At 66.8% G+C, this 20077-nt stretch carries 21 protein-coding genes and 1 pseudogene; 14 read left to right on the top strand and 8 right to left on the bottom strand.

Features of this window, described 5'->3' with window-relative positions; translation table 11 throughout:
* Both G3O06_RS38580 and G3O06_RS38575 read left to right on the top strand, forming a co-directional pair.
* On the top strand, positions 1–545 hold a 545-nt coding region (locus G3O06_RS38580; protein WP_205819253.1), incomplete at its 5' end, for an MFS transporter.
* Positions 546–761: 216 nt separating this feature from the next.
* Positions 762–1241: a DUF2501 domain-containing protein gene (locus G3O06_RS38575; RefSeq protein WP_205819252.1), complete on the top strand. Its 480-nt coding sequence runs from the start codon at positions 762–764 to the stop codon at positions 1239–1241.
* A 128-nt stretch (positions 1242–1369) separates the two neighbouring features.
* On the opposite strand, the gene G3O06_RS38570 is transcribed toward G3O06_RS38575, so the two are convergent.
* Both G3O06_RS38570 and G3O06_RS38565 read right to left on the bottom strand, forming a co-directional pair.
* Entirely contained in the window at positions 1370–1735 is a 366-nt protein-coding gene (locus tag G3O06_RS38570) for a hypothetical protein (RefSeq protein ID WP_174973081.1), read from the bottom strand.
* Between the two features lie 309 nt (positions 1736–2044).
* A complete protein-coding gene (locus tag G3O06_RS38565) occupies positions 2045–2806 on the bottom strand; it encodes a hypothetical protein (RefSeq protein WP_205819251.1) in 762 nt (253 codons plus the stop codon).
* A gap of 124 nt (positions 2807–2930) precedes the next feature.
* On the opposite strand from G3O06_RS38565, the gene G3O06_RS38560 reads away from it, so the two are divergent.
* The 3 genes from G3O06_RS38560 (at position 2931) to G3O06_RS38550 (ending at position 6388) form a co-directional block, all read left to right on the top strand.
* On the top strand, positions 2931–4367 hold the full coding sequence (locus G3O06_RS38560; RefSeq protein ID WP_205819250.1) for an aldehyde dehydrogenase family protein: 1437 nt from the start codon (positions 2931–2933) through the stop codon (positions 4365–4367).
* 123 nt (positions 4368–4490) lie between these two features.
* Positions 4491–5681, top strand: coding sequence for a nitronate monooxygenase family protein (locus G3O06_RS38555; protein ID WP_205819249.1), 1191 nt, complete (start codon positions 4491–4493; stop codon positions 5679–5681).
* A gap of 65 nt (positions 5682–5746) precedes the next feature.
* Positions 5747–6388 carry an OmpW family outer membrane protein gene (locus G3O06_RS38550; RefSeq protein WP_174916929.1) on the top strand — a complete coding sequence of 214 codons (642 nt, stop codon included), beginning with the start codon at positions 5747–5749 and terminating at the stop codon, positions 6386–6388.
* A 75-nt stretch (positions 6389–6463) separates the two neighbouring features.
* Here G3O06_RS38550 and G3O06_RS38545 read toward each other — a convergent pair whose 3' ends face one another.
* Positions 6464–6667 (bottom strand): DUF1289 domain-containing protein, encoded by a 204-nt coding sequence (locus G3O06_RS38545; RefSeq protein WP_010095552.1) that lies wholly within the window; start codon positions 6665–6667, stop codon positions 6464–6466.
* A gap of 420 nt (positions 6668–7087) precedes the next feature.
* Here G3O06_RS38545 and G3O06_RS38540 point away from each other — a divergent pair, with 420 nt between their 5' ends.
* The 5 genes from G3O06_RS38540 to G3O06_RS38520 all read left to right on the top strand — a co-directional run bounded on the left by G3O06_RS38540 (position 7088) and on the right by G3O06_RS38520 (position 11717).
* Positions 7088–8182, top strand: coding sequence for a polyamine ABC transporter substrate-binding protein (locus G3O06_RS38540; RefSeq protein ID WP_205819248.1), 1095 nt, complete (start codon positions 7088–7090; stop codon positions 8180–8182).
* Between the two features lie 85 nt (positions 8183–8267).
* Complete coding sequence (potA, locus tag G3O06_RS38535; protein ID WP_174979877.1) at positions 8268–9428, top strand: polyamine ABC transporter ATP-binding protein; 1161 nt, start codon at positions 8268–8270, stop codon at positions 9426–9428.
* Positions 9425–10351, top strand: a complete 927-nt coding sequence (locus tag G3O06_RS38530; protein WP_205819247.1) for an ABC transporter permease subunit — start codon at positions 9425–9427, stop codon at positions 10349–10351. The genes potA and G3O06_RS38530 overlap by 4 nt, the downstream gene beginning before the upstream one ends.
* On the top strand, positions 10348–11169 hold the full coding sequence (locus tag G3O06_RS38525; protein WP_174916925.1) for an ABC transporter permease subunit: 822 nt from the start codon (positions 10348–10350) through the stop codon (positions 11167–11169). The genes G3O06_RS38530 and G3O06_RS38525 overlap by 4 nt, the downstream gene beginning before the upstream one ends.
* 146 nt (positions 11170–11315) lie before the next feature.
* Positions 11316–11717 carry a hypothetical protein gene (locus tag G3O06_RS38520; RefSeq protein ID WP_205819246.1) on the top strand — a complete coding sequence of 134 codons (402 nt, stop codon included), beginning with the start codon at positions 11316–11318 and terminating at the stop codon, positions 11715–11717.
* Between the two features lie 221 nt (positions 11718–11938).
* Here G3O06_RS38520 and G3O06_RS38515 read toward each other — a convergent pair whose 3' ends face one another.
* Genes G3O06_RS38515 through G3O06_RS38505 form a run of 3 tightly spaced genes read right to left on the bottom strand, consistent with a single transcriptional unit; the run spans position 11939 to position 15345 of the window.
* Positions 11939–12745, bottom strand: a complete 807-nt coding sequence (locus G3O06_RS38515) for a sulfite exporter TauE/SafE family protein (protein WP_174973093.1) — start codon at positions 12743–12745, stop codon at positions 11939–11941.
* An 18-nt stretch (positions 12746–12763) separates the two neighbouring features.
* Positions 12764–14431, bottom strand: coding sequence for a bifunctional protein tyrosine phosphatase family protein/NAD(P)/FAD-dependent oxidoreductase (locus G3O06_RS38510; RefSeq protein ID WP_205819245.1), 1668 nt, complete (start codon positions 14429–14431; stop codon positions 12764–12766).
* A 29-nt stretch (positions 14432–14460) separates the two neighbouring features.
* Positions 14461–15345, bottom strand: coding sequence for an MBL fold metallo-hydrolase (locus G3O06_RS38505; RefSeq protein ID WP_174973097.1), 885 nt, complete (start codon positions 15343–15345; stop codon positions 14461–14463).
* A gap of 249 nt (positions 15346–15594) precedes the next feature.
* Here G3O06_RS38505 and G3O06_RS38500 point away from each other — a divergent pair, with 249 nt between their 5' ends.
* The 4 genes from G3O06_RS38500 to G3O06_RS38485 all read left to right on the top strand — a co-directional run bounded on the left by G3O06_RS38500 (position 15595) and on the right by G3O06_RS38485 (position 18559).
* Positions 15595–16977, top strand: coding sequence for a sigma 54-interacting transcriptional regulator (locus tag G3O06_RS38500; RefSeq protein WP_205819244.1), 1383 nt, complete (start codon positions 15595–15597; stop codon positions 16975–16977).
* A 93-nt stretch (positions 16978–17070) separates the two neighbouring features.
* Positions 17071–17601: a DUF4124 domain-containing protein gene (locus tag G3O06_RS38495; RefSeq protein ID WP_205819243.1), complete on the top strand. Its 531-nt coding sequence runs from the start codon at positions 17071–17073 to the stop codon at positions 17599–17601.
* Positions 17602–17765: 164 nt separating this feature from the next.
* Positions 17766–18326 carry a DUF2975 domain-containing protein gene (locus tag G3O06_RS38490; protein WP_174916918.1) on the top strand — a complete coding sequence of 187 codons (561 nt, stop codon included), beginning with the start codon at positions 17766–17768 and terminating at the stop codon, positions 18324–18326.
* Between the two features lie 8 nt (positions 18327–18334).
* A complete protein-coding gene (locus G3O06_RS38485; RefSeq protein ID WP_027787308.1) occupies positions 18335–18559 on the top strand; it encodes a helix-turn-helix transcriptional regulator in 225 nt (74 codons plus the stop codon).
* 173 nt (positions 18560–18732) lie between these two features.
* Here G3O06_RS38485 and G3O06_RS38480 read toward each other — a convergent pair whose 3' ends face one another.
* Together G3O06_RS38480 and G3O06_RS38475 are read right to left on the bottom strand one after the other, a co-directional pair.
* The gene (locus tag G3O06_RS38480; protein ID WP_205819242.1) at positions 18733–19761 is read right to left on the bottom strand and encodes a MerR family transcriptional regulator; all 1029 of its coding nucleotides are present in this window, start codon (positions 19759–19761) and stop codon (positions 18733–18735) included.
* A 120-nt stretch (positions 19762–19881) separates the two neighbouring features.
* Positions 19882–20077, bottom strand: a pseudogene (locus tag G3O06_RS38475) (RND transporter); the annotation flags it as partial.

The raw sequence follows: 20077 nt of genomic DNA, 5'->3' as shown, positions 1-20077 counted from the left end.
GGTTCAGCGCGCTGGCGCTTTACAGCGCCGTGATGATCGCGAACAGCGCACTCGGGTTTTACGTGATCGACCGCTTGGGCGTGAGCGCGCAGGCCGCGCCGCTCGCGACCGGGTATGCGCTCGGCAGCGCGGGCCTCGGGCTGATCGTGACGCAGGCGCTGGTCGGGCGTTTCCGGTCGGTTGCACCGGCACGGTGGCTGCGCTGGGGCGCGCTCGCGGGCGGCACCGGATTCGCGTCGGTGCTGATGGCCGAGGCCGGCCAGCCGCTGGCGCTGTGTGCGAGCTATCTCGTCGCCGCATGCGGGATGGGCGCGGCGTTTCCGGCCGTGGCGGCGCTGGCGAGCGCACGGGTGGCGCCGCACGAGCAGGCTGCATGCGCGGGCGCGATGTCGATGGCCCAGGGGCTCAGCATGGTGATCGGGCCGCTGGTCGGCGCGACGCTGTACGAACTGCATCCGGCCATGCCGTTCGCGTCGATCGGCGTGATGCTGGCGCTCGTTTCCGTCGCCGCTTCGTGGCGGGGAGCGCGTGCGGCGGACGCATAGCAGCGCACGTGCCGGCACCGTGCGGCAGGTTGCGATGCTTGCCGCGCGAACGATGGACCGGTGAGTCGGTGCGTTACGTCAAGCTTTGTCAAATTGTCGAGAAATCGGGCCGCCGCGTGCGTTTGTCGGCGGTGCAGGGGCTGTCATGCCCGGGTTGATTGAGTATCCTTGGATTCGATTCACGGTACTCATGCAGTCACAACCGGGAGGCTTTACATGAATGCACGTCTATACCGCGCGACCGTTGCCGGCGCGCTGATCGGATTGCTCGCGCCGTTTTCGGTGGCGCATGCGCAGCTGGGCGATGTCCTGAAGCAGGTCGGCGGCGGTGGCGATTCAGGCGGCAGCGCGGGCGGTGCGCTCGGCAACCTCGGGGGCCTCGGCGGCGCGTTGACGGGCGGTGGCGGTTCGTCGCTGATGCCGGGCAGCACCGGCAACGTCGCGGGCCTGCTGCAGTTCTGCATCCAGAACAACTATCTCGGCGGGGCGTCCGGCGGCGCGTCGTCGGTGAAGGACGCACTGCTGGGCAAGCTCGGCGGCAACGCGTCGTCCGACAGCGGCTATTCCAGCGGCGCAAGCGGGATCCTCGATGCCGGCAACGGCAGCAAGCTCGACCTGAGCGGCGGTGGCCTGAAGCAGCAGGTGACCAAGCAGATCTGCGACAAGGTTCTGACGCAGGCGAAGTCGCTGCTGTAGGTTTCTCGGCGCGTGGCGGTGCGGGGGGCGGTGCGAAGCGTACCGTGCCTGTCGATCATCGCGGCTGCCACGCGTACATCGACGAAAAGACGGGCGGCCGCGCGATGCCGCGGCCCGCACGCATGGACTCAGTCGGCCAGCCGCTTGTCGGCGAGCGCCTTGCAGCAGTCTTCATAGACCCATTGCACGAGTTTCGCCCGATAGTCGAGATCGTCGGTATCGACGATTTCCTCGACTGCGTCGCGCGCCCACGACGCATCGACGAACCCGGCATGCCGCTTCGCGATGTCCTGCGCGAGCGCCGCGAGCCTGGCGATCACGAGCCAGTCGGCCTGACGGTGATGACGGTCGAGCCAGCGGTGTGCGGCCTGGACATGGAACGTGGCGTCCGGCCACGATTCGTTGAGGTAAAACGCGCCGAGGTTGCCGCAGGTGAGCCAGCAAAGCAGCTCGAGGCGGTCTTGCGAGCCGAGGGTATGGGATGCGTCGGACATGGCAGCGCTCACGAAATACGTCGATTCCGGGCGGCGCCGGTTGCAATGGGCCGGTGCCGATAATAAAAACATAGCACGATGCGGGCCCGGCCGCGCACCCGGGCGGATGCTGACATGGCGGCGGCGAAGCGGACGCTGCGCCGGCGTGGACGGCCGACGGCGGAGTGAGGGTGCGGCGGGAACGGAAAGTGAGCGAAGGCGTGAGGAACCGCGCGGGAAGAGGCGGCCGGGAACCGGCCGCTGGCGCCGCGAAGCGGGCCCGTTCGCGGGCCCGCCGCAGCCCGGCGCGCGGGCTGCGGACGAGCGCGATCAGGTCGTCGTGTGCGTGGCGCGCGCGATCGAGCGGATGCTGCGTTCGACGCGGATCAGGATGATCAGCACGGCGAGCGACACGAACGAATACAGCGCGACGAGCGCGGCGACGCCCGCGTAGCGCGCGGTCTGGCCGTTCTCGGCAGCGGTTTCCTCCGCGGCCTTCTTCTCGTTGTCGATCGCGGTCCGGCGTGCGTCGTAGCGCTCGGAGAAGTCGCGCATGACCGCCGACACGACGCCGGTGTACGCCTGCTCGCGCGCATATTCGTCGCCGTGGCCGGTGACCTTCTTCTTGACGCTGGCCGCGACGTCCGCGCGCGACAGCACCTTGTCGAGATACGCGATCTGCTGCTCGTAGTACGCGACGTCCGGATGGTCGTCTTCGCCGAGCACGCGCTGGAACGACGGCTCGTACGCGTCGCGATCGACCGCGTAGTCCGGCGCCAGGGCCGCCCGGCCGTGCTTCTGCACGATGCCCGACAGTCGCGTCGACAGGCGCAGCGCGGGCGACGCGTTGTCGTCCTTCGCTGCCGCGCCGTCGGCGGCCGGCGCGGCCTTGGCGGGTGCATCGTTCTCCCACGCGAACGATGCAGGATCGACCTGGACGGCCGAATCGACCTTCGGCGGTTTCGACAGGCGCGCGTCGAGTGCGACCGCGCCGAATATGACCCCGCCGATCAGGACTGCGGTCGCGAACAACAGCACGATCACGCGCAGTACCTGAAGATAGCCGCCCTCGATTTTGGTCAGGATGCTCAAGGCATTCTCCTTTCTTATGATGAATGAGGCGCCGAGGCTAAAGACCTTTCTAATGGCTGTCAATCGTCACACCGGCAGACCGAAACGCTCGCTAGAATGTCGGCTTTCCTGGAGGCGGAAAGCGATGAAAATCTACGACCAGTTCTATATCGACGGCGCGTGGCGCAAACCGGCCGGCACCGGCACGATCGACGTGATCGACTCGGGCACCGAAGCCGTGATCGGCCGGATTCCGGAAGGCGTCGCGTCCGACGCGCAGGACGCGATCCGCGCGGCGCGCGCAGCCTTCGACGCCTGGGCGGCCACGCCGCCCGCGACGCGCGCGGGCTACCTGCGCAAGATCGTCGAGCATCTGCAGGCGCGCAGCGAGGAGCTTGCGCAGTCGATCACCGGCGAAGTCGGGATGCCGATCAAGCTGTCGCGCGCGATCCAGGTCGGCGGCCCGATCTACAACTGGAAGGCGTACGCGAAGCTCGCCGAGTCGTTCGAATTCGAGGCACAGGTCGGCAACTCGCTCGTCGTGCGCGAGCCGGTCGGCGTCGTCGCGGCGATCACGCCGTGGAACTATCCGCTCAACCAGGTCACGCTGAAGGTCGCACCGGCGCTCGCGGCCGGCTGCACGGTCGTCCTGAAGCCGTCCGAAGTCGCGCCGCTCAACGCGTTCATGCTCGCCGAGGCAATTCACGAAGCCGGGCTGCCGGCCGGCGTGTTCAACCTCGTGTGCGGCTATGGCCCGGTGGTCGGCGAGGTGCTGGCCACCGATCCGGACGTCGACATGGTGTCGTTCACGGGCTCGACGCGTGCCGGCAAGCGCGTGGCCGAGCTGGCGGCCGCGGGTGTCAAGCGCGTCGCGCTCGAGCTGGGCGGCAAGTCGGCCTCGGTGATCCTCGACGATGCCGATTTCGCGACGGCGGTGAAGGGCACGGTCAACGCGTGCTACCTGAACGCGGGGCAGACCTGCTCGGCGCACACGCGCATGCTGGTGCCGGAAGCGCGCTACGACGAGGCGCGCGCGATCGCGAAGGCGGCGGCGGAAACCTACGTCGCCGGCGATCCGCGGCAGGACGCGACGCGCCTCGGCGCGCTTGCGTCGGCTGTGCAGCAGCAGCGTGTGCAGGACTACATCCAGCGCGGGATCGACGAAGGCGCGGAACTCGTGACGGGCGGCACGGGCCTGCCGGAAGGGCTGGATAAGGGCTTCTTCGTGAAGCCGACCGTGTTCGGCCGAGTCGATCCGAAATCGACGATCGCGCAGGAAGAAATCTTCGGGCCGGTGCTGTCGATCATCACGTATCGCGATGAAAACGAGGCCGTGCGGATCGCGAACGATTCGCCGTACGGGCTCGGCGGCGCGGTGTGGGCCGGCAGCGACGAACGCGCGATGGGCGTCGCGCGCCGCATCCGCACCGGGCAGGTCGACATCAACGGCGGAACGTGGAACATGGCCGCGCCGTTCGGCGGCTACAAGCAGTCGGGTCACGGCCGAGAGAACGGCGTGTACGGGCTCGAAGAATATCTCGAGTACAAGTCGATGCAGCTCAAGCCCGCGAAGCCGGCCTGAGCGTTTCTCACGGCCCGAATCGGAAACGGCACGCTCGCGTGCCGTTTTTTTATTGACGGCCGTCAAGGTGCGCGTCGGTGGATCGTCGATCATCGCGGTTCCGATGTTCCGACGAGGTTTCAGATGACCGTACGCACTTCCTTTCCGCCGCTGACGATCCGCGGCCGCACCTTGTTGCCTGTCGTGCAGGGCGGCATGGGCGTCGGCATTTCCGCGCACCGGCTGGCGGGCAGCGTCGCGCGCGAAGGCGCGGTCGGCACGATCGCGAGCATCGACCTGCGCCACCATCATGCGGACCTGCTCGCGCGTTGCCGCGCGCAACCCGATCGCGCGACGCTCGAAGCCGCGAACCTCGAGGCACTCGCACGCGAGATCCGTCTTGCGAAGACCTACAGCGAAGGGCGCGGAATGATCGCGGTCAACGTGATGAAGGCCGTGAGCGCGCATGCGGACTACGTGCGGGTCGCGTGTGACGAGGGCGCGGATGCGATCGTGATGGGCGCGGGCCTACCGCTCGACCTGCCCGATCTCATGCAAGGACACGACATCGCGCTGATTCCGATCCTGTCGGACAGCCGCGGGATCGCGCTCGTGCTGAAGAAGTGGATGAAGAAGGGGTGCCTGCCCGACGCGATCGTGATCGAGCATCCGGCGCATGCGGGCGGCCATCTCGGCGTCACGCAGATCGACGACATGCACGACGGTCGCTTCGATTTCGCGCGCGTGCTCGACGAGACCGCCCAGGTGATGGCGTCGCTCGGCCTCGCGCGCGAAACGATCCCGCTGATCGTTGCGGGCGGGATCAACAGTCACGACACGGTGCGCGCGGCGTTCGAAGCCGGCGCGAACGGCGTGCAGGTGGGGACGCCGTTCGCGGTGACGGAAGAGGGCGATGCGCATCCGCACTTCAAGCGCGTGCTGGCCGACGCGACACCCGACGACATCGTCGAATTCGTCAGCGTGACGGGGCTGCCCGCGCGCGCGGTGAAGACACCGTGGCTCGATCGTTACCTGCGCAACGAGACGCGCATCCGCACCAAGCTCGGCGCGCTGAAGCAGCGCTGCCCGACCGCGCTCGAATGCCTGAGCGTATGCGGGTTGCGCGACGGCATCGAGAAGTTCGGCCATTTCTGCATCGACACGCGGCTGGCGGCCGCATTGCGCGGCGACGTCGCGAACGGGCTGTTCTTCCGTGGCCGCGAAGCGTTGCCGTTCGGCCGTGCGATCCGCAGCGTGCGCGATCTGCTCGACCTGCTGCTGACGGGCTGTGCGACCGAGCCTGCGGCAAACCGTCCCACGTTTACGCTGGCTTGACGGATATCAAGATGCAGAAAAGACCCTACTGGGAGAATGGAAACCATTCTTTGGGGGTCCGTACCATGCATCAAACGATTCGAACTTGTGTCACCGCTGCCGCTGTTGCAGCCGCTTTCGCCGCGATGCCTTCGCTGTCGCACGCGGCCTCGCCGGGCGACGGCATCAATCAGGGCGACGTCCTGGTCCGGCTGCGCGCGATCAGCATCCAGCCGAACGAACGCGCGAGCGACACGCTGGGGGCGCTGAACGTCGGCGTGAACAACGCGATCGTGCCGGAGCTCGACTTCACGTACATGATCCGCGACTACCTGGGCGTCGAACTGATTCTCGGCACGTCGCGGCACCAGCTGACGTCGAGCCTCGGCAATCTCGGCGGCGTGGGCGTGCTGCCGCCGACGCTGCTGCTGCAGTATCACTTCAACCATGCCGGCAAGGTGCGTCCGTATGTCGGCGCGGGGGTGAACTACACGTACTTCTACAACAACGGGCTCAACGTCGGCGGGCAGGGCGTGTCGATCAACAAGAGCAGCTTCGGCCCCGCGCTGCAGTTCGGCGTGGACGTGCAGGTGACGAAGAAGGTCTTCATGAACGTCGACGTGAAGAAGATCTGGATGAGCACCGATGCGACGCTCGGCGACAAGGGCATCGGTACGCTGCACATCGATCCGCTGATCGTCGGCGTGGGCGTCGGGATGAAGTTCTAGACGCGGCGGGAAAAGAACAGAGTTGGGGTTGGCGGCATGGCGGTCGGCATGCCGCTTTTTTTTTGCGCGGCGGATTTACAGCTTGTCGTACTGGAAGCGCATCGCGGTGCCTTCGCGCGAGATGCGCTCCCACACCGCACGTTTTTCGTCGTCGCTCAGGAACACCCAGTTCGACACTTCGGCGGCCGTGCGGCCGCAGCCCTTGCAGACTTCGTCGAAGAGGGTCGAGCACACGCCGATACAGGGGCTGTCGGGCAGGTCGTGGAGATTGGAGGCCATCGGAAGGGTTCACGCAGTTGAATCGTCAGCCGCCATTTTAATGCATCGCGGCCGGACGGCCGGGCGGATGCGGCCGGCATGCCGTACCGGTGCCGCGGCGTGACAGTACGGCCGGGTTCGGGTACAGCCGCCAGGCGGTTCGCGTCCGGCCTGCGAACGCGGTTTCGCCGCCGCCTGTTTTTCCCGGTGGACAGCCGCCGATTACCCGATAGAATTCCCCGGGAACACCCAGCCACGCGGGCGGCCAGCCTGGCCTCCAGCGGGAATCTGTTCCGTTTGCGCGACACCGGCATGATTTTTTTGTGACGGGGCGCGAATGATGGTAGTTTTCGGGGTTTTCGAGGGGCGGCGCGCCAGAATGTGCCGCCATGACGAGGCAGACGGCAGCCGGACACAAGGTCCGGCCGGAGGGAGAACGGGATGAAAGCAAAGGTAGTGGGCCGGTTCGCAGCGCTCGCGCTGTGCGTGGGTGCATCGGCGGCAGCGGCGAAGGATACGCAGCTCAATGTCTATAACTGGTCGGACTACATTGCGAAGGACACGATCCCGAACTTCGAGAAGCAATCGGGCGTCAAGGTCCGCTACGACAACTACGACAGCGACGACACGCTGCAGGCGAAGCTGCTGACGGGCAGCTCGGGCTACGACATCGTCGTGCCGACCAGCAACTACGCGGGCAAGCAGATCGCCGCCGGTATCTTCGCGCCGCTCGACAAGTCGAAGCTGCCGAACCTCAAGTATCTCGATCCGCAACTGATGGCGCTCGTCGCCGGCGCGGACCCGGGCAACAAGTTCTCGGTACCCTGGGCGTACGGCACGACCGGTCTCGCGTACAACCTGACGAAGGCGCAGCAGGCGCTCGGCAAGGCGCCGCTCGACAACTGGGACATCCTGTTCAAGCCGGAAAACATCTCGAAGCTGAAGTCCTGCGGCGTGTCGGTGCTCGACGCGCCCGACCAGATGTTCGCGGCGACGCTGCACTACATCGGCAAGGATCCGATGAGCACGAACCCGGCCGACTACAAGGCCGCGATGGAAGTGCTGAAGAAGATCCGCCCGTACATCACGCAATTCAACTCGTCGGGCTACATCAACGACCTGGTCGGCGGCGACATCTGCTTCGCGTTCGGCTGGTCGGGCGACGTCGTGATCGCGAAGCATCGCGCGATCGAAGCGAAGAAGGCGTACAAGGTCGAGTACTACATTCCGAAGGGCGGCGCGCCGGTGTGGTTCGACGTGATGGCGATCCCGAAGGACGCGAAGAACAAGGATGCCGCGCTGCAGTGGATCAACTACATCGAGGATCCGAAGGTGCACGCGGCGATCACGAACGCGGTGTACTACCCGAGCGCCAACGCCGAAGCCCGCAAGTACGTGCGGCCCGACGTCGCGAACGACCCGGCCGTCTATCCGCCGGCCGACGTCGTGAAGACGCTGTTCCTGCTCAAGCCGCTGCCGCCTGAAATCCAGCGTCTGCAGACGCGTCTGTGGACCGAGCTGAAGTCGGGCCGCTGACACGAGCCGGTGTTCCCAGCAGTCATGAAGCCCCTGGTGCCCCCGGGGGCTTTGTTCGTTCAACGCAGGAGAGAAGCAGCACATCATGAATAGCCAGTCGGGTGCGCCGGTCGCGGGCGCGCCGTCCTCCGTTTCCTCCTCCGGCGCCGATGCGCGCGCCGAGACCTTTGTCCAGATCGTCGACGTCGTCAAGAAATTCGGCGACACCGAAGCCGTGCGCAGCGTCAACCTGACCGTGCGCCAGGGCGAACTGTTCGCGCTGCTCGGCAGCTCGGGCTGCGGCAAGTCGACGTTGCTGCGGATGCTCGCGGGCCTCGAGACGGTCACGTCGGGCAAGATCCTGATCGACGGCGAGGACCTCGCGCAGATGCCGCCGTACAAGCGGCCCGTGAACATGATGTTCCAGTCGTATGCGCTGTTTCCGCACATGTCGGTCGAGTCGAACGTCGCGTTCGGTCTCAAGCAGGAAGGCACGCCGAAGGCCGAGCTGAAGGCGCGCGTCGCTTCGGCGCTCGAACTCGTGCAGATGAGCAAGTACGCGAAGCGCAAGCCGCATCAGCTGTCCGGCGGCCAGCAGCAGCGCGTCGCGCTCGCGCGCTCGCTGGTCAAGCGGCCGAAGCTGCTGCTGCTCGACGAGCCGATGTCCGCGCTCGACAAGCAGATCCGCCAGCGCACGCAGATCGAGCTCGTCAACATCCTGAACAAGGTCGGCGTCACCTGCATCATGGTCACGCACGACCAGGAAGAAGCGATGACGATGGCCAATCGCCTCGCGGTGATGAGCGAAGGGCAGATCGTGCAGATCGGCTCGCCGAACGAAGTGTACGAATATCCGAACAGCCGCTTCTCGGCCGAATTCATCGGCTCGACGAACCTGTTCGAAGGCGTGACCGTCGAGGACGAACCCGACCACGTGTACATCGAGTCGCCGGAACTGCCGAGCCGGCTGTACGTGAGCCACGGGATCTCGGGCCCGCTCGGGATGCCGGTCACGGTGTCGGTGCGCCCCGAACGGATCGCGCTTACGCGCAAGCCGCCCGAAGGCGCGTTCAACTGGGCGCGCGGCCGGATCAGCAACGTCGCGTACATGGGCGGCTACTCGCTGTATCACGTGAAGCTCGACGCGGGCAAGACGGTGATCGCGAACGTGTCGAGCCTCGCGATTTCGGAGCTCGAGACGCCGGCGCTCGGCGACGAGATCTACGTGCGCTGGAGCGCGACGGCCGGCGTGGTGCTGACGTCATGACCACGTTCAAGTCGTTGCTCGAGTGGCCGGTGCGGCGCTTCAACTTGACGGGCGCCACGGCGGTCGTCGCCGGGCCGTTCACGTGGCTCGTGCTGTTCTTCCTCGTGCCGTTCGTGCTGGTCGTCAAGATCAGTTTCGCGGAGCTGCAGCTCGGTATCCCGCCGTACACGGAGCTTGCGTCGTACGCCGACGGCGTCGTGCACGTTGCGCTGAACCTGTCGCACTACGCGTTCCTGTTTACGGACACCCTGTATTTCGCGACCTACGTGAACTCGGTGTGGGTGGCCGCGATTACGACGCTGCTGTGTCTGCTGATCGGCTATCCGATGGCGTACTACATTGCGCGTTCGAACCCGGCGACCCGCAACGTGCTGATGATGGCCGTGATGCTGCCGTTCTGGACGTCGTTCCTGATTCGCGTGTACGCGTGGATCGGCATCCTGAAGAACAACGGGTTGCTGAACAACTTCCTGATGTGGATCGGCCTGACCCATACGCCGATCGAGCTGTATCGCACCAACTACGCGGTGTACATCGGGATGGTGTATTCGTACCTGCCGTTCCTCGTGATGCCGCTCTACGCGCACCTCGTGAAGATGGACCTGCGCCTGCTCGAAGCCGCGTACGACCTCGGTGCGAAGCCGTGGAAGGCCTTCGTGCAGATCACGCTGCCGCTGTCGAAGAACGGGATCATCGCGGGCTGCCTGCTCGTGTTCATCCCGGCGGTGGGCGAGTACGTGATTCCCGAACTGCTCGGCGGCGCGAACACGCTGATGATCGGCCGCGTGATGTGGAATGAGTTCTTCAACAACGCAGACTGGCCGATGGCGTCGGCGGTGACCTGCGCGATGGTGCTGCTGCTGCTCGTGCCGATGGCGATGTTCCAGCACTTCCAGGCGAAAGAGCAGGGAGGCCGTCGATGAAGCCGAATCGTTACCTGCAGTTCGCGGCGCTGTTTGCCGGCTTCGCGTTCCTGTACATCCCGATCATCAGCCTGATCGTCTATTCGTTCAACGAGTCGAAGCTCGTCACCGTGTGGTCGGGGTTCTCGTTCCGCTGGTACGCGGCGCTCGTCGAGGACGACGAACTGCTGACGGCCGCGTGGCTGTCGCTGAAGATCGGCGTGCTGACCGCGTTCGCGTCGGTGTTCATCGGTACGTGGGCCGGCTTCGTGCTCGCGCGGATGGGACGCTTTCGCGGCTTCGCGCTGTTCAGCGGGATGATCAACGCGCCGCTCGTGATTCCCGAGGTGATCCAGGGGATCTCGCTGCTGCTGCTGTTCATCGAACTCGCGAAGTGGATCGGCTGGCCGGCCGAGCGTGGCGTGTTCACGATCTGGCTCGGCCACGTGATGCTGTGCATCTCGTACGTCGCGATCATCGTGCAGTCGCGCGTGCGCGAGCTGAACCCGTCGCTGGAAGAAGCCGCGCTCGATCTCGGCGCGACGCCGCTGAAGGTGTTCTTTACGATCACGCTGCCGCTGATCTCGCAGGCGTTGATCGCAGGCTGGCTGCTGTCGTTCACGCTGTCGATCGACGACCTCGTGCTGTCGGCGTTCCTGTCGGGCCCCGGCTCGACGACGCTGCCGCTCGTGGTGTTCTCGCGCGTGCGCCTCGGCCTGAACCCGGAGATGAACGCGCTCGCGACGCTGTTCATCGTCGCGGTGACGGCCGGCGTCGTGATCGCGAACTTCGTGATGCTGCGCCAGGAGCGCAAGCGGTTGGCGGGGTTCGCGACCTGACGTTCAGGTTGCGATCGCCATGAAAAACGCCCGGTGCCGACGACGAGTCGGGCCGGGCGTTTTGTTTGGTGAGACATGCTTGCGGGCGTGTTCAGCAAAAGCGGCGAAGAGGCTTTGAATTTCCGGCGGGTGCTACGGGAGAAAAATTGAAGATTTCTGAATCACTTGGTGCAAGCCTGACTGCCGCGATCGTGGCCGGCTTGCTCATCGGCCTTTTGTCCGCCAAGGATTTTGGCAGTGTTTCGATCGTTTTTTCTGCCGTTGCTTTCGCGGTTGCATTTCCAGTGGCCATGCTGCTTTCGTATCCGGTCTATTGGGCCGCCGCGCGGCTCCCAAGGAGGGCGGTGTTACCGATGCTGGCCGTCGTCGGTGGCGTTGCGGGATCGATTGTTCTTGCGGTTCTGGCAAAGGCAGCATGGCCGGATGTGGCAAGGAATGGAGAAATAGCGCTGCTGTATGCGACAGTCGGAGCGATATGCGCGGTTTCGGCACTGGGGTATGTCGAGCGATCCAACATTGCCGTCAAGCTGCGCGAGTGGCTCAAATGACGGTCATGCTCCGCCTGTTTTGATGGCGATGGGCCATCGTTCCGTTGGCCGGTGGTGCCCGCCGCAGTAGAAAACGCCCGGTGCCGACGACGAGTCGGGCCGGGCGTTTTGTTTGGTGACGCTGCGTGTGGATCTGCGTCGGTCAGTACGCGATCGCGTCGGATGAACGACCTCAGCAACCGGGACGCGGGTTCGATTCCCGCGCCCCGGTGGTGGCCGACTTACGCACCGAACGCCGCCTTTGCCAGCAGCCCGAGGGCGACGCACACGAGCACGGCCGCGAAACCGGCTTGCACGTGCCGCGCGGCGAGGTGATGCGACGCGCCGCGGCCGGCGGCCATGCCGAGCGCGGTCGCGACGGTGAACCACAGCGTCACGTCGAGCGGTGCGCGCGTGCCCGACACGAGCGTCGCGAACACGCCGCCGGTGCCGACGAGCGCGATCACCATCAGCGACGTCGCGACGACACCATGCATCGACACGTTCGTGAACTTGCGCAGCATCGGCACGATCACGAAGCCGCCGCCGACACCGAGCAGCCCTGTCATCAGGCCCGTCATCGCGCCGGTCGACGCCAGCGCGACGCCGACCGGCCAGGACCACACGAGCCGGCCCGTATCGGGATTCACGCGGCCGACGCACAGCGGCGACGCATCGGCGTCGACCGGCACGTGCCGCAGCGCCTGCAACAACAGGCGGCCGGCGACGACCAGCATCGTCAGCGCGAACAGCGCGAGCAGCAGGCGTTGCGGCAGCACGTGCGCGAGCCGTACGCCGAGCGTGGTCAGCGGCACGCCGGCCACGGCCATCAGCAGCGCCGCGCGATAGCGCACGAGGCCGCGGCGGAAACCTTCGAGCGCGCCGAGCGCGGCGCTGCCCGCCACCGCGACGAGCGCGACGGGCGTGGCCTGCTGCATCGGCCAGCTCATGCCGACGACGAGCGCCGGCACCGCGAGAATGCCGCCGCCGGCGCCGGTCAGGCCGAGCACGGCACCGACGAAACCGCCCAGTACGAGGGAAATCAGCATGACGTCATCGCGCTCCGGTCAACGCGCGATCGCGGGCTTCGCGAGCCATTCGCGGCCCTTGAGCATCGCCTTCCAGTAGAGCGGCGGCAGCACGCGCTCCTTGAGCAGCCACGCGAGCCGTGACGGGCGCTTTCCGTCGATCAGCCATGCGGGGAAGGTCGGTGCGACCTTGCCGCCGTACAGGAATTCGGCGAGCACGATCTTGCCGCGCTCGACCGTGAGCGGGCACGAGCCATAGCCGTCGTACGCGGCGTCGCCGTGCGCGCGGCCGAGCGACGCGAGCAGGTTGTGTGCAACCACCGGCGCCTGCTTGCGGGCGGCCGCGGCCGTTTTCGCATTGGTCGTGTTGGTGGCGTCGCCGAGCGCGTAGATGTCCGGAAACTGCCGGTGCCGCAGCGTCGCCGGATCGACGTCGATCCAGCCGGCCGCATCGGCGAGCGGGCTCGAACGCACGAAGTCGGGTGCCTTCTGCGGCGGCACGACGTGGATCATGTCGAACGAGCGCACGACGGTTTCCTTGCCGCCGTCCGGCAGCGCGCGCGCGAACGTCGCGCGGCGCGCGGGCCCGTCGATCGACACGAGGTTGTGGCCGAACGACAGCGCGATGTCGTAGCTTTTCACGTACTCCATCAGCGCGGGCACGTAGTCGGGGACGCCGAACAGTGCGGCGCCCGCATTCAGGAACTCGACGTTCGCGGCTTCGAGACGGCCCGCGCGACGCCAGTGGTCGCACGACAGGTACATCGCCTTCTGTGGCGCGCCCGCGCACTTGATCGGCATCGGCGGCTGCGTGAAGAGCGCATTGCCGCCGCGGAACGCGCGCACGAGCTCCCAGGTGTACGGCGCGAGATCGTAGCGGTAGTTGGACGTGACGCCGTTGCGGCCGAGCGTGTCGGCGAGGCCTTCGATCCCGTGCCAGTCGAGCTTGAGCCCCGGGCACACGACGAGCTTGCGATACCCGATGCGGCGGCAGCCGTCGAGCACGACCGTGTGCGCGTCCGGCTCGAAGCCCGCGACGGCGGCCTGGATCCGGTGCACGCCGCGCGGCAGCACGTCGGTCATCCGGCGCGCGGTGGTTTCGGGCCGGAACACGCCCGCGCCGACCATCGTCCAGCCCGGCTGGTAGTAATGGACGTCGGCCGGATCGATCACCGCGATGTCGAGCGACGCGTCGCGTGCGAGCAGGCTCGACGCGACCGCGATGCCGGCCGCGCCCGCGCCGACGATCGCGATGTCGTGCCGCGCTTGAACGGCCGGTGCCGCCTGTTTGCCGCCTTGCGCGACACGCGACGCGAGCGCGCGCAGGTCGTAGCCGGCTGCGCCGGCCGTCGCGACGATGTCGTTCAGCGGGCGCAGGCCGGCTTGCGACAGCGCCCACAGCGTGGCCGAGCGCGTGCCGCTGCGGCAGTACGCGAGCGCCGGGCCTTCAAGCGACGCGACGAGTGCGCCGAACTGCGCGGCCTGGTCGTCGGTCACCTTGCCCGTATCGACCGGCAGGTAATGTACGTCGATGCCGAGCGGCGCGGCGGCCGCACGGATCTCGGTGACGGTCGGCTGGTCGGGGCCTTCGCCGTCAGGGCGGTTGCAGATGATCGCGCGGATGCCGGCCGCGTGAAGCGCGGGCAGGTCGGCCGCTGCGATCTGCGGCGAGACCGACAGCGCGTCGGTCAGCTTGCGGATGGTCATGTCGGGGTTCTCCGGGTGGGGCGCGCGGCTCAGATCGCGTCGAGCGGGATCTTCAGGTAGCGCACGCCGTTGTTTTCGGGCTCGGGCAGGTGGCCGGCGCGCATGTTGACCTGCACGGACGGCAGCATCAGCACGGGCATCGCGAGCGTGGCGTCGCGCGCGGTGCGCATCGCGACGAAATCGTCCTCGGTCACGCCGTCCTTCACGTGCACGTTCGCGCGGCGCTGCTCGGCCACGGTCGTCTCGAACTGCACGTCGCGGCCGCCCGGCTGGTAGTCGTGGCACAGGTACAGGCGCGTGTCGGGCGGCAGGTCGAGCACGCGTGCGATCGAGCGGTACAGCGTGCGTGCGTCGCCGCCGGGGAAGTCGCAGCGGGCCGTGCCGTAGTCGGGCATGAACAGCGTGTCGCCGACGAAGGCCGCGCGTTGCGTCGCATCGTCGACGCAGTAGGTCATGCACGCGGGCGTGTGGCCCGGTGTATGCAGCGCGCGGATCGTCAGCCCGCCGAGCGCGAGCGTGTCGCCGTCGTCGAGCAGCCGGTCGAACTGGCGGCCATCGTGCGCGAAGCCGGGGCCCGCGTTGAACAGCGTGCCGAACACGTGCTGCACGCGGCGCACGTGCGAACCGATCGCGATCTGGCCGCCCACGTGTTCCTTCAGGTACGGCGCGGCCGACAGGTGGTCGGCGTGCACGTGGGTTTCCAGCAGCCAGTGCACGTCCGCGCCGAGTTCGGCGACGCGGGCGATCAGCCGGTCGGCGCTGGCCGTGTGCGTGCGGCCGGACTTCGGGTCGTAGTCGAGCACGCTGTCGATCAGCGCGCACGCGCGGCTCGCGGTATCGAGCAGGAGATAGCTGACGGTGTGGGTCGCCGGGTCGAAAAAGCCTTCGACCGACAGCGTGGTGGCATCGCTCACGGGGTGTCCTCGATCGGGTTCTGCATCTGCAATCGGGATGGGTAATTCAAGAACCGTGCCAGCCTGCACCAAGGCATAGGCCGATCTGCCAGGGACTTGATTCGGCTCGGGTTTTTTGCGCGGCCGCAGGGATGTTCGGGTGTCGGCGGCCTCCGTTCGTCACTGTGGACTGCCACATCTGGCAGTGTCGTGGCAGAATTGGCAGTCAACCTGGCAGTGCGTCAGGCAGCCCCTTCACCGAGCGTCCGCATGAATCCGCACGACACCATCCCGATCGTCCCCGCGCCGCGCCACGATGTCATGCCCGACGTGCGCGCGCTGGTCGCGTATCTCGAGCAGGATCCGCAGCCGATGATCGTCGTCGATCCCGACTACCGCATCCTCGCGGCGAACGATGCGTACCGGCGCCAGTTCGGCGTCGCGGGCGTCGAGCACGTGGGCCGGCACTGCTTCCAGGTCTCGCATCACTACGACGTGCCGTGCGACCAGGCCGGCGAGCATTGTCCGATGAAGCAGGCGCTCGAATCGCGCGGGTTGAACCGCGTGCTGCACATCCACCACACGCCGCGCGGCCCCGAGCATGTCGACGTCGAATTGCGGCCGATCTTCGATGCGCACGGCAACGTGATCGCGTACGTCGAGCGGCTGACGACGGTGCGCAGCGCGTCCGCGCAGCCGAGCGCGGAAGGGCTCGTCGGCGGCGCCGACGCGTTTAATGCCGCGCTCGGCGCATTGCAGCGCGTTGCGCCCTCGATGTTGCCGGTGCTGCTGCTCGGCGAATCGGGCACCGGCAAGGAACTGTTCGCCCGCGCGCTGCACGAGGCGAGCGACCGCGCGATGGGGCCGTTCGTCGTCGTCGATTGTTCGGGGATCGCCGAGACGCTGTTCGAGAGCGAACTGTTCGGTTACGAGAAGGGTGCGTTCACGGGCGCGAACCAGCGCAAGCCGGGCCTCGTCGAGACCGCACAGGGCGGCACGCTGTTTCTCGACGAGATCGGCGACGTGCCGCTGCCGATGCAGGTGAAGCTGCTGCGGCTGATCGAGTCGGGCGCGTTCCGCCGCGTCGGCGGCGTCGAGGCGCTGCGCGCGGATTTCCGGCTGGTCGCGGCCACGCACAAGCCGCTGCGCGAGATGATCGACGACGGCCGGTTCCGGCAGGACCTCTACTACCGGATCAACGCGTTTCCGATTCCGTTGCCGGCGTTGCGCGACCGGCGCGGGGACGTCGCGCTGCTGGCCGAATCGATCCTGCGGCGGATCGCGAACGCGCGCGCCAGTGCGGGCGACGCGGGCGCGCGGCCATTCGTGCTGACCGAGCGCGCGCGTGCGTGTCTCGATGCGTATGCATGGCCGGGCAACATCCGCGAGCTGCGCAACGTGCTCGAACGCGCGTGCCTGTTCGCGGACGACGGGACGATCCGGGTCGAGCATTTGCCGGCCGAGCTGGTCGCCGCATCGGCGGCGCCGCAGGACGGAGCAGCCGATGCGCGCGGCGTGTCGGACGCGGAACTCGTGCGCATCGCGCGCACGTTCGACGGCACGCGCAAGGCGCTCGCCGAGCAGGTCGGGATGAGCGAGCGAACCTTGTACCGGCGGATGAAGGCGCTCGGGCTCGGGTCGCGCGAACGCTGAACGATCGCGCGGCGAGCAGCGAGCAGCGAGCAGTTGGCAGCGGTAGGCGGCTTTGTCGATAATGGCGCGTTCGATCCTGCCCCCACTTCGCCGATGAAAAGACGCTTCCTTTCGCCTTGCCTGTTTCTTGTAGCCACTGCGCTGTGCAACTCGGCGCAGGCCGCCGCCGAATACACATGGACCGATGCGGCCGGCGCGCATGCGGTGACGCTCGCGAGAACCGAGTCCGGCGACGACGTCGAACTCAAGGTTGCCGCGACGCTCGACGGCCGGCCCGACTGGACCGTGCGCGACTACGTGAAGGAATGCCCGGTCGACGTGATCCTCGACGTCGTGCCCGCGTCGATCGAAATGCGCGACCTGCTAGGCAACGGCCGCAAGCAGTTCCTGTTCGCGTACAAGATCGGCTGCCGCGGCGACGTCAGCGCCGACCAGGTCAAGTACTTCCTGATCGACCAGGGCACGAAGTACGTGCTGCGCGGCGAGGAAACCGTCACGGTCAACGGCAAGTTCATGGACGGCGGCGCGGCACCCGTGCCGAATGCGGACCTGAAAGCCCAACCCGCGTTCCTGCGCTACATGACGAAGCATTGGCGCGGGATCAGCGTGCGCGACTATCGATAGGCTGGCGCCCGGCGATCGCGACGGTGCGTGCGACACGCGCCTGTCGAGGTGAGTGCAAACATGCTGGGCGATAAGTAATCATTCCAGAGCAACAATAAATTATCGTTTTACGATAATTATCGGTGTACACTCGACGCACGTTCATTCCCCGTCGAGGACTTCGCATGCATTCCGATCGCATCGCCCGTATCAGCCAGCAGATGGCCACCGTCACGCTGTGGTTCATCGTCGGCATGCTGGTGCTCAACGCCGCGTGCTGGGCGTTTCCGTCACTGAACGCGGCCTCCGGGCCCGGCTTCGTATTCGGCCTTACCGATTCGGTGATCTCGAACCTGAACGTGGATGTCGCCGCATTCCCGTGGTGGCAGAAGGGAGTCGGCATCCTGCTGTCGAGCGTGCCGCTGATCGCACTCGCGAACGGCCTGCGTCATCTGCGTGCGCTGTTCCGCACCTACGCGCGCCGCGACTATTTCTCCGCGCAAGCGGCCGGCCATCTCGGCAAGACGGGCCGTGCGATCGGCCTGTGGGTGCTGCTGAGCCTGCTGTGCGAACCGCTTCTGAGCGTGTGGGCGACGCTGCGCGAGCCGGTCGGCCATCGCGTGGTCAGCATCGGCTTCAGCCTGCCGTACGTGGTCGCGCTGTTCACCGCGGCCTGCATTGCGGTCATCGCGCACATCCTCCGGCAGGCGAGCGAACTCGATGCCGAACATCGACAGTTCGTCTGAGGCGCGCCATGTCGATCGTGGTCAAGCTCGATGTGATGCTCGCGACGCGCAAGGTCCGCTCGAAGGATCTCGCGGCGGCCGTCGGCATCACCGAACAGAATCTGTCGCTGCTCAAGCAAGGGAAGGTCAAGGGCATCCGTTTCGCGACGCTCGAGGCGATCTGCCGCTATCTCGACTGCCAACCCGGCGACCTGCTCGCGTTCAGCGATGACGGTGTCGGCGAGCCGGACTGACGCATCGCAAGCGCCAGGTGCCGAGGTGCCGAGGTGCCGAGGTGCCGAGGTGCCGAGGCGGCGTGGGTCGTGCATCGCCGCGGTGGCTGTCGCTGCCCACGGGCCGCAAGTGGTGAAACGGGCGGCACGCGGGAAATCCGCCTGCCGCCCGAACCTTCAAGCACTCAACAAGCTCAACGCGCAGGCGCAAGCTGCGCCATCGCCTCCCGCACGAAGCCGATCAACGTGTCGTCGATCCACGAATCCTTCGTCAGTGACGGCTCGTTCATCATCGCGTGGCGGAATTTCGCATGCGTGGCCGGATCGGTGCCGGCATAGCTGCAGAACAGCGTGAGCCAGCGCTGCGCGAGCGCGCGGCCTTCCGGTGAATCCGGTCTGGCGCCCGCATCGATCGCATCGCGCACGTCGCCCATCAATTGCGGCCATGCCATTGCGCCTTCACCGTAGTGGGCCCGCATGAAGCGGATCTCGTCCGGCGCGAGATACTTCTCGAAGATCCGCATCTTGGTCTCCGACGACGCGCGCAGCACATAGTCGCGCAGCGCGGTCGAAATGCCGATCTTCGACTGCATTGCCGGTTCGTGTTCGTGCATCAGGTTCAGCTTCGCCAGCAGCCGCGGGTCGTTGTTCGTGTCGCGCACCAGCAGCGTCATCCAGCGGCCGGCGAGCGTGCGGGCGCGTTCGTCGTCGGCGGGCACGCCCGCGTCGTGCAGCGCACGCACCTCATCAACGAGTGCGATCCATTCGGCGTCGCCCGCCTGGCTCTTCTGGTACATCGGCAGGCGCGCGAGCTCTTCCTCGGAAAAATATTTGTCGTACACGGTCATCAACTCCAGTGTGGTGAGCCAATCGGCCAGCTCCGGCTCCGTGCCCGCGGCGAGCTGCGCATGCAGGCTCACGAGCCGTTCGCGCAGCTGCGCGGTCTGCGCGAGCTGACGGTCGAGCAGCGCGATCTGCTTCGCGACGATCTCGACGAGCGGGGTGTCGGGCTGGTTCAGGTGGTCGCCGATTTCGGTGAGCGACAGGCCGAAGCGACGCAGCGCCTGGATCTGGTGGAGCCGGGCGATGTCGTGGCGGTCGTACAGCCGGTAGCCGTTGTCGGCGCGCGCCGAAGGCGTCAGCAAACCGATCGCGTGATAGTGATGAAGCGTGCGGACGGTCAGCCCGCTGCGTTTCGCCAGTTCTCCCACTTTCAGTCGCATTCGTTCCTCCGTTCGGTACGCACACTGGAGTCTCGAACGTTACGCTACGTGAGGGTCAAGCGGAAGATCGGGAATCGGGTGCGCGGGGGGATTCCGCGCGCACCCGAGGGCAGGGACGGCTTATTGCGGCGAAGGCGGGGTGTCGGCGGCGGTGGCGCGCGCTTGCTGGCCGGTTGCGGAGCCGCCGGCTGCCGGGTTGGTCTTGCCGGACTGGCCGGCCTTGTCGACCGGCGGCGTGCCCATCGCCTGGTAAAGCCGCGCGGTATCCGCGAACCGCGCGCCGGTCGCGCGAATCTCGTCGAGCCGCGCGTTGCGA

Origin of the sequence: Burkholderia sp. Ac-20345 (assembly GCF_017104825.1) — a bacterium.
GTDB lineage: Bacteria > Pseudomonadota > Gammaproteobacteria > Burkholderiales > Burkholderiaceae > Burkholderia > Burkholderia lata_B.
This window is presented reverse-complemented; position numbering and strand designations above follow the sequence as displayed.